Here is a 9,958-nt window from a genome sequence, read left to right on the forward strand (position 1 = left end):
TTTTATTTGACGTTTTTTGTATAAAGTTCTGATGAAATCTAGTAGTGTTCATTGGAAAATGGTATAATGATAGTCAAGATGAACGTTTTCAAGGAGTTGGCTTTGGAAGAGAATTTAATCAAATCAAAACAACGTGTTCAAAAACATGGTGAAGTCTTTACACCTGCCTGGATGGTTCAGAAAATGCTGGATACTCCGGGTGTGAAAGAAGCTTGTGAAAATGTATATAAGACCTTTTTAGAGCCCTCTGCAGGTGATGGTAATTTTTTGCAAGCTATTTTGGAGAGAAAACTAGAGGCAGTGGTCAGACAGTATGACAAAAGAAATTGGAAAACAAAGTCTTTAGTTGCTCTCTCGTCTATTTATGGTATAGAGTTTTTAGAAGATAATCTAGAAGTGGCACGATCGCGCATGTTTCTTTATTACCTAGATTGGTATGAAAAAACTTTTAGTGTCAAACTGAGTAGTAAGAGTGATATCTACAAATCAGCTCACTATCTTATTCATAAAAATATTGTGAGAGGAAATACCTTGACTCAGCAGCACCCAGTCACAGGGGAGCCTATCAGGTTTAATGAATGGCAAATGGTTAAAGGACATCCTAGTTTGGTGAGAAAAATTCCTTTTGCATTATCAGAACTTTTAGGTAAAGAGGTTGAAGATGATAGGGCAGTCGTAGAAGGACAACTGAGCTTTTTTGATATCGATGATGAATTTAAAATAGAAGATGAAGTTGTTGAAAAAACAGATGCAATAGAAGAGATAAGTATTCAGAAAGTGTATTTGCTAGGAGATTAGGCTATGATTTCAAATTTCGAATTTTTGGCAATTGATATAGATACAGCCGAGCTTTTTAGAACCATAAATATGGCTGAAGAAAATTATACGCACGGGGATTATGAAGGCACGCTAACAAAAGTGAGGAAAGTTGCTGAAAATACAGCAAGGTTGGTTGCTGATAGAGAATACCTAGATATTCGTGAACGTGCGACTTTTAACGATGTGCTAAGTGAGATAAAAGGCCTTATTGATAATAAGACTATTATTGATCATTTCTATGATATCAAGGGAAAGGGGAATAATTCTGCCCATGTCCTTAATCCAGAAGATGCGACAAAAGAAAATGCCTTAAAATCACTAAAACAAGTCTTTGAAATCCTAGCTTGGGTCATGCTGACATATATTGAACCGGATATTAAAGCCAGTGCAATTGGTCATTTTTTAGAACCGAGAGCACAAGAAATGTACACTACTGCTGAGCGGAAGTTTATCTATATTCAAACAGTTAACAATGAAAGTGGACTATTTAATGCCTTCGAAGGGACTCAAAAAATTGGTGAGGGTAGCGTTTCTTCGGATGATATTGAGACGGATTGGTCGCCAAATAGTGACTTTTTACGTACTGTTGCCCCAAAACGTATTAATCAATACATGAAAACATCTGGTTTGCCTTACACGCTTGGCTGGGTAGAGCTTGCTTATAAAAAGGCAACCAAGTCATGGTTTCATGATTATGATGTGCATAATGTCTTGAAGCGTTCAGGGATTCAACAGGCTGAACAACTGGAAGGAACAGAGTGGTTCAAGACGGATTTAGAGACAGCAAAGGCTGCTATTAAAGCTGTTAAAGAAGGTAGAAATTATTTAAATATTACTGCCAAAGAATCATTTATTGAGGAACCAGTTATCACCCTTCGTCCAGAACAAGAGGCAGCGGTCGAGCAGACGCAAAAAGTCTTTAAGAAAAAAGATAAGATGCTTTGGAATGCCAAAATGCGTTTCGGAAAAACCTTGACTTCCTTGCAATTGATCAAGAATGAAGCCTTTCAAAAAGTTCTCATCATGACTCATCGCCCTGTTGTGGCAGTTTCTTGGTTTGATGATTTCAAGAAAATGAAGATGAGCGCCGATGGGTATGATTATGGCTCAGTCGATCAAGGAGAAACGCTTGAAAACTTGAAGCGGGGAGATAAACCGTTTATCTATTTTGCCTCCATCCAACTCCTTCGATACAATGGCGGACAAACCAATCTGAAAGATTTTTCGGATGTAGATTGGGATTTGATTATTGTTGATGAAGCACACGAGGGAACACAAACCGAGCTCAGTGACACCGTTATGAAGGAATTGGTCAAAGAGCATACAAGAATACTAGAACTATCTGGGACGCCATTTAATCTTTTGGATCAATTTGATGAGGAGCAAGTCTATACTTGGGACTATGTCATGGAACAACAGGCTAAGAAGAAGTGGGAATTAGAACGTCCAAATGAGCCAAACCCTTATGAAACGTTGCCAAAAGTATCTATGTACACTTTTGAAATGAAACACAAGGAACGTTTTTCCGATGAGAGCAAATCGTTCAACTTCAGAGAGTTCTTCCGTGTGGCTGAGGATGGGCAGCTTGTTTATCGGCAAGAGGTTCGTCAGTTCTTAGACAATATTACGCATCCATATAGCAGTACTAATTATCCTTTCTCAACGAAGAATTATCGTGAGGAGTTGCGGCATACACTTTGGCTCATGCCAGGTGTTAAGGAAGCTAATGCCTTTGAGGACTTGCTGAAAGAACACCCTATTTTCGGGAAAGAATACAAAATTGTTAACGTTGTTCGAGGATCAAGTAGCGATGATGGAATTGCTAACGATGCGGATATAGAGAAAGTTCGCTCTGCTATTGGTCAAGACCCATCGCAGACCAAAACCATTACTCTAACTGTTCGTAAGTTGACAACAGGCGTCAATATTCCAGAGTGGACAGCTGTTCTCTTCTTGTCTAATACCAATAGTGCCATGAACTACCTACAAGCTGCTTTCCGTGCCCAGACGCCTTTCTCACATGAGAAATTGGGAATGAAGACCAATTGCTATGTCTTTGATTTTGCTCCGGATAGAGCCTTGACTGTCATGGCGGAGAGTGCTCAGATTAACTCAGGTGTAGGGAAGAAAAATACGCAAGCACAAAAGCAAGCTATGGCTCGTCTGTTAAACTTTATGCCAATTTTAGGGGCTTCTGAGCATGGTATGAAGACTTATGATGTCGATAGAATGCTGACACAGCTCAAGAAAGTTTATGCTGAAAAGGCAGTGCGGTCAGGTTTCGAAGATGACAGCCTCTATAATGATAATCTTCTAACTTTAACCGCTGATGATGCGTCTATGTTTACCAAACTAAATGCTATCGTTGGTAAGACGCAGAGTCAAAAAACGCCTAAGAAAGTTGTAATTAACGAAAATGGTTTGACAGATGAAGAACATGAGCAAGCTGAACGGGCTAAGAAGAAGCCCAAAGTTAAACGGACTGCAGAAGAGCTGGAAGTTATCGAAAAACAAAAAGAAGCTAAGAAACAGCGGAAAAATATGATTTCTATTTTACGCGGGGTTTCTATCCGTATTCCGATGATGATTTACGGTATGGCGGTCGATTTATCAAAAGATATCACCATTCAGGACTTTATCAAGCAGGTGGATGATGAATCGTGGAAAGAGTTCATGCCAAAAGGCTTCACCAAGGGAATGTTTAGTGAGATTACCAAGTATTATGATGCTGAGGTCTTTATTGAAGCGGGTCGTATTATCCGTCAGCGTGCTAAATCATTTGATGACCTGGACTTCATCGAGCGAGCGGAGCAGATTGCAGAGCTGTTTGGGACCTTTAAAAACCCTGACAAGGAAACTGTACTGACACCTTGGCGAGTGGTCAATCTACAAGTATCTAAGTCAGTAGGCGGATTGAACTTCTATGATGATAACTTTGAGTCGGTGACAGATGGTGCGACGTCAAATCTTCACTGGGTAGACAATGAGATTACCTCATCTATTTATCAGAAAGAAACTAAAATTTTGGATATCAACTCGAAGACAGGTCTCTATCCCCTTCATAGTGCCATTAGTTTGTATTATCAACGAGTGACAGAAAATGATGATCATCGTTTTGAAGCTGACCAAGTCTATCAAGATATTTTAGCGAATAACATCTATGCTATTGCCAAAACACCAATGGCAAAAACCATCACAGAACGTACACTGACAGGATATCGGAAGTACAAAACCAATGTAACTTACATTGAAAGCTTGACAGATACCCTAAAAACAGATATTGAACAAGGTAAAAAACTAGTCGAGGAGGCATTTAACAAGGTGAAATTTGATGTAGTGATAGGAAATCCTCCGTATCAGGAAAGTGATGGAGGAGCGCAAGCAAGTGCTAGCCCTATTTATCATAAATTTGTAGAACTTGCCAAAACATTAAATCCAAATCATATTAGTCTAATAATGCCAAGTCGTTGGTATACAGGTGGTAAAGGGTTGGATAACTTTAGAGCAGAAATGTTATCTGATGTCACCATTCGTGATTTATATGATTTTCCGAATCCTGATGAGGTATTCCCAAATACAAATATCCGTGGAGGTGTTTGTGTAGTGCATTGGGATAGTGATTGGAATAATCAAAAAGATTTAACGCGAGTAATTACAATGGAAGGCGGAAAAGTAGCCGCAGAAGTTCAACGTAGGCTTTCTGAGGATGATGTAGATATATTCATTCGTGATCATCGAATTTTAAATATTCTTACGAAAATAGAAGCGACGCATCAACATAAAGGGAAAATTTCTGAAATCGCGTCGCCGCGGAAGCCGTACGGCTTCAGCGGCTTCTTTATCAGAGATAAAAGGTTTTATGCTGACGCCAGTGGCTTGACAAACCCTGTTGTATGCTATGGGAAGGGGGCGGTCGGCTATGTTGAGCGAGCAGAGATTACAACGAAAACTGAGTGGATAGATTGTTGGAAAGTTTTGACGGCGCGAGCGAATAATATTGGGACAGAACTTAATGATGATAACTTTAATACAATTATTGCAGGACCTGGTACTATTTGTACTGAGACATATATAGTTTTGGGAGCTGATTTAGACCTAACTGAACAACAAGCGCATAATCTATCAAATTATATGAAAACGAAATTTGCCAGGTTACTGCATGCTACAGCTAAATCTAGTCAAGATGCCGCAAGAACTACGTATAAATTTATACCACTTCAAGATTTTACATCCCACTCGGACATTGATTGGTCGCAATCAATCGCTGAGTTAGACGCACAACTCTATCGAAAATATAGACTTTCGGATGATGAGATTGAATTTATTGAAAGTAAAGTGAAGGAGATGGGGTAGATGCATAAACCACCACAAAAAGCGGTTGACTTTTTTGGTGGTTTTTCTTGTTTTTGTCCCCTTTGTCTGTTATAATGAAGTTAAATAACAAACGAATTGAGGTGAATAAATGATAAAGAGTTCTGCCTTTGAAAAGGAAGCTATTGTAAAGTGCTTAGATGTAATGAGTTTTACTACTCGGAATATTGAGACAGATTTTAAAGGTGCCATTTCAGAGACCAGTCAAAATGGAATTTATCAGGCTGTTTGGGCACGAAGAGCGGATATGCTTCAAGGATTATTTGAAAATAATAGTATTTGGAAAGTTTTGCATATTAAGAGGGGGATTTGGCAATTTGACCCTATATTGAATATTGAGACAGGTGAACTAATAGCCTTCTTCTCCAAAAATAATTTTAGGACAATTCGTAATCGATATTTCAAAAATGGAACCTCTACTCATTATACCTTAAGTTTACTTTTGAAAAATGAGGGGCTTTATCCTGAACAAGAAGTGGAACAGCTTTCTCTTTTTGATGCTGATAGCTCTGAAGTGAAAAGAAAAGAAGCTGATCTGGTTAGGATGCTTGGTGAGTATTGTGAACATGTGACTAAGATTAGATTCTTGATTGTTGATTATGTAGGTCAAGAAGCTGTGAGTGCTTCGTTAGAAGACTACACTCCACAATTTTTATCAGTCGGTTCAGTAGATATTTCGCACTTACTTCCAAGTTCAGCTGGTATAATTAGAACTGAGGTACAACGTGATGAACAGGTGAATGATTTAGTAGATGAGCCTCAACTCGTTACATTAAAACCAATAGTAAAAGGAACGTTATAATGGCTCAAGAATTTAATGGAGATAGACTTAGGGAATCGAGATATTTTAGACATTATTCCATTAGCCAATTGGCGGAGAATGTTGGAGTTTCTAAACAGATGATTTCTAAATACGAAAAGAATTTATCAAAGCCGAGTTCTGAGGTATTGCAAAAAATAATTTTTGAACTGAAATTTCCGCTGTCCTTCTATCAAACAAAAGATAAATTTATAACTACTGATTTAGGAACTTTTTATAGGAGTAAGTTAACATCCTCACAAACTGAGAAGAAGTCTAGTGAGATGCTAAAAAAAGCACTGGCTCTCTTGGCGAATTTTTTTGAAGATTATGTTGATTTCCCGAAATTAGCAGAATTTGAAAGTCATGAAAATGCTTCACCAGAGGAAGTTGCAGATCAGATAAGAAAGAGTTGGGGATTGGGTGATAACCCAATTTCCAGTGTTCTCAGGTTACTAGAAACAAATGGCTTCCATATTGCAATAATTAATTCAAAGTCTGAGAAAGTGGATGCTTTTGGAAGTTTTGTTGAATTGAAAATGGGAACAGATTCTGAGAGATATTATTGTATTTTAATCGACCAAGATAATAATAATTTTTTCAGGCAACAATTTAGCTTGGCTCATGAGTTAGGGCATTGGGCTTTGCATGCTAGAACAGTATATCCACAGGAGCTTTCCAATGTTGAATATAGACAAATGGAGCAAGAAGCTAATAGATTTGCTTCGAGTTTTTTATTACCAGCCTCTGCTTTTTCCGAAGATCTAAAAGGACATGAAGAAGATCTCGCATATTATTTGAAATTGAAGTCTAAGTGGAATGTATCTATAGCCAGTATGATTTATCGTGCAAAGGATTTGGGTTTGTTAAATTCGGAACAATATACTCGTCTACAAAAAAGAATGAGTGCCAGAGGATGGCGAAGAGAGGAGCCAGAGGATGCAAGTATTCCAGTATCACGACCAATCCTTGCTAAACAGGCATATAAATTACTGACGGATGCGGGCTTATTTGAAAATCAATCTATAGTCCAGCGATTTAATCTTAAGTACGGCTATCCTCTTCCAGTAGAGATACTTTCAGAGCTTATGGACATTCCAAAGGAGACGTTGTTACAAGAGAGAAATAATATTGTACATTTAAAATCTAGGACTTTGTAAATCATGAATTTTTAATTATTTTTTATATGTTTAAGGAGAACTATATGAATCAAAACTTATCTCACTATCAGTTTTCTCCAGAAAGTCAATATCTAGACAGAAAATCAGCTAGAAAGAAACCGTCTGAACTTCTCAAACACCTGATTGCTTTTGCAAATGCGGATGGTGGTCAGTTGGTGATTGGTATTGAAGATGAGAAACAGGGTAATATTATCACTGGTTTCAAGGACGGCAGGGCTTATCCGATTGAAGACTTCAAAAAGATTGACCGTGAGATGCGTGAGACTCCTTTGGATTTATATTTTGAAGAAATCCCTGTGGTTAATCATAAGGGTGAAGATGATTTAATTTTGGTTATCTCTGTTGAATTGTCGTCGAATCGTGTGATTGCAGCACCAAATGATGAGGTTTATCTTCGTCAGGGTGATGAAACAGTTAAGTTGAGCTACGAGCAACGCACTCAGCTCAGCTATGATAAGGGACAACGTTTCTTTGAGGATGAAGTTGTACCCGATGCGACCTTGGAAGATATTGATGACCATCTAGTTCAGGATTTTAAAAATCGTTTTGATATTTCAGATCGTTCTACAGAAGAAATCCTTAAAGCACGTCGTTTTCTAATCAATGGGAAATTAACCAAGGCAGCCATTTTGCTTTTTGGCAAGTATCCTTCGGCTTTCTTCCCTCAAGCGCGCGTTCGTTTTCAACGATTTGATGGTACCGATATGGGGACTGGAAGTAGTTTTAATGTTATCAAAGAAGTGACTTTTGATGATGCTTTGCCTACCTTGATTATCAAGGTTCGTGATTTTATCCGTACTCAGCTTCGCGAATTTCAGTATCTTGATAATGATGGTCAATTCCAAATTTTACCTGAGTATCCTGAATTTGCTTGGTTTGAAGGTGTTGTCAATGCCGTAACTCACCGTGATTATTCTGTCTATGGAGATCACATTCGTGTCCTTATGTTTGATGATCGACTAGAGATTCATAGCCCAGGGAAATTGCCTAATATCGTAACAGTTGAAAATATCAAGCATGAACGCTTTTCGAGAAATCCACGTATTGCCAGAACCTTGACAGAGTTTGGTTGGGTACGCGAGATGAATGAAGGTGTTAAACGGATCTACTCGGAGATGGAATCTGCTTTTCTCCATGAACCGAAATACTCAGAACCTGGGAACAAGGTTCTCCTCACACTTGAAAATAATATTGTCAGCCGTCATCTGCGCACACGAGACAGTCTAGAAAAACAGTTCTCTGATTTTGGTGAGTTAACAGCAGACGAGCAATTGATTGTCCACTATATGTATAATTCAGGCGAGAGAATGACAACGGCAAAAGCGATTGAACTGACAGGGAGAAGTCGCTCATTTGTTGTTAAAATGTTACATAAACTTCGTGATTTAGAAATCATTACTTGGTTTGGTTCAAGTAAAAATGACCGCAATCAGTATTATCTTTTAGTTGATAAATGATTGCAGTCAGGATACTATTAGTAATAAGAATACAGTAGAATACAGTAGAATACAGTAGAATACAGTAGAATACAGTAGAATACAGTAGAATACAGTAGAATACAGTAGAATACAGTAGAATACAGTAGAATACAGTAGAATACAGTAGAATACAGTAGAATACAGTAGAATACAGTAGAATACAGTAGAATACAGTAGAATACAGTAGAATACAGTAGAATACAGAAAAGTGGCTGTCAACAATCAGGTCGATAACCACTTTTTTCATCATAGAGTTTATTTCAAGAATCGGCTGTGAATATGTCAAATTCGTTTAGGTGGGACATTTCATATATCCACCAATTCATTCAATAATTCATTTTATTGATTCCTAGCATTTTCTAATTCTTTGTCAAATTCAAAAGTTGGCTCAGCTTTGAGAATACTAGTTTCTACATTAGGTTCCTCTTTGCAAACTTTTGTAGTACTGATACTCAGTGGAACATTCATTAGCTACGCCTCCTAATTTTGTAACTATATTATACATGGTATGCGTGAAAATTAAAAGTGAATATTTTTAGTTGATGTATTTTCTAGAATCAAGAATAAGGTAAACTTTTGTATTTTCTGGTTCGATTTTGCTTATTTTACTTGAAAATTTACCTTATTTTGATGAAATTAGTTGAAATTGGATAAAATTTTGAGTTTTGAAAAACCGTGAAAACATTGATGTTAAAAGGTTTTGAAATTAGTTGAAATAAACAATGCTCCAACCAGGTCTCAAGAAAGCGCGTAAAGCTAGTCAGTTCAGTAAGCGTTAATCTGCTTGTTCAGATTATCGTACAACTCAAACACTTCTCAATTTTGGGAAGTGTTTTTTCTTACAATTTGCGCTTGATACCTTCTTATTCTTGAAGAATTTAGATAGGTTTATCAGAATGAAATAAATGAGGGGATGATGTAGGATGACTGGTAACAGTTCATTCAAAGGTATCTATTTCTGATGCAGGTAAGGTACTGCCTTCAGTATTTGACTGTAAAACACCCGTGCCACCACTGGTCCCCTTATAAATTTGGTTTACAATGCTGAGAATTATTCCCAGCATTTTTTATTATAACTCGAAGCCATAACCTAAAAATCGAGGCTGGGCAAAAACTAGCCGCTCACATATAAAAAAACGAGCAATTCCAATTAGGAGTTGCTCGTTTTCCATTTCATGCTTTATAATTATAATAACCACAAAACAACTAGAAAGGCATGAAAATGTATAAACAGTATAACACAAATCAGTTAAGTTTGGAATTAAATCTTGCTTGGGATTTACCTGCTACTCACGAGGCTCGTCTGATTA

6 protein-coding genes are annotated in these 9,958 nt (G+C 37.5%); 5 read left to right on the top strand and 1 reads right to left on the bottom strand.

Annotated features, from left to right (window positions below):
• Nucleotides 1–102: 102 nt before the first annotated feature.
• From C1G49_RS02950 to C1G49_RS02970, 5 genes are all read left to right on the top strand, one after another.
• The gene (locus C1G49_RS02950) at nt 103–798 is read left to right on the top strand and encodes a hypothetical protein (protein ID WP_044691252.1); all 696 of its coding nucleotides are present in this window, start codon (nt 103–105) and stop codon (nt 796–798) included.
• Between the two features lie 3 nt (nt 799–801).
• The gene (locus C1G49_RS02955; RefSeq protein ID WP_105124543.1) at nt 802–5,172 is read left to right on the top strand and encodes an Eco57I restriction-modification methylase domain-containing protein; all 4,371 of its coding nucleotides are present in this window, start codon (nt 802–804) and stop codon (nt 5,170–5,172) included.
• Nucleotides 5,173–5,281: 109 nt separating this feature from the next.
• Nucleotides 5,282–5,992, top strand: a complete 711-nt coding sequence (locus tag C1G49_RS02960; RefSeq protein WP_105124544.1) for a DUF5986 family protein — start codon at nt 5,282–5,284, stop codon at nt 5,990–5,992.
• A complete protein-coding gene (locus C1G49_RS02965; RefSeq protein ID WP_105124545.1) occupies nt 5,992–7,149 on the top strand; it encodes a helix-turn-helix domain-containing protein in 1,158 nt (385 codons plus the stop codon). Before C1G49_RS02960 ends, C1G49_RS02965 begins: the two co-directional genes overlap by 1 nt.
• A 44-nt stretch (nt 7,150–7,193) precedes the next feature.
• The gene (locus C1G49_RS02970) at nt 7,194–8,627 is read left to right on the top strand and encodes an ATP-binding protein (RefSeq protein WP_105124546.1); all 1,434 of its coding nucleotides are present in this window, start codon (nt 7,194–7,196) and stop codon (nt 8,625–8,627) included.
• 360 nt (nt 8,628–8,987) lie between these two features.
• Here C1G49_RS02970 and C1G49_RS11370 read toward each other — a convergent pair whose 3' ends face one another.
• Nucleotides 8,988–9,116, bottom strand: a complete 129-nt coding sequence (locus C1G49_RS11370; protein ID WP_269088201.1) for a hypothetical protein — start codon at nt 9,114–9,116, stop codon at nt 8,988–8,990.
• Nucleotides 9,117–9,958: the final 842 nt, after the last annotated feature.

Origin of the sequence: Streptococcus suis, from assembly GCF_002960625.1 — a bacterium.
GTDB lineage: Bacteria > Bacillota > Bacilli > Lactobacillales > Streptococcaceae > Streptococcus > Streptococcus suis_T.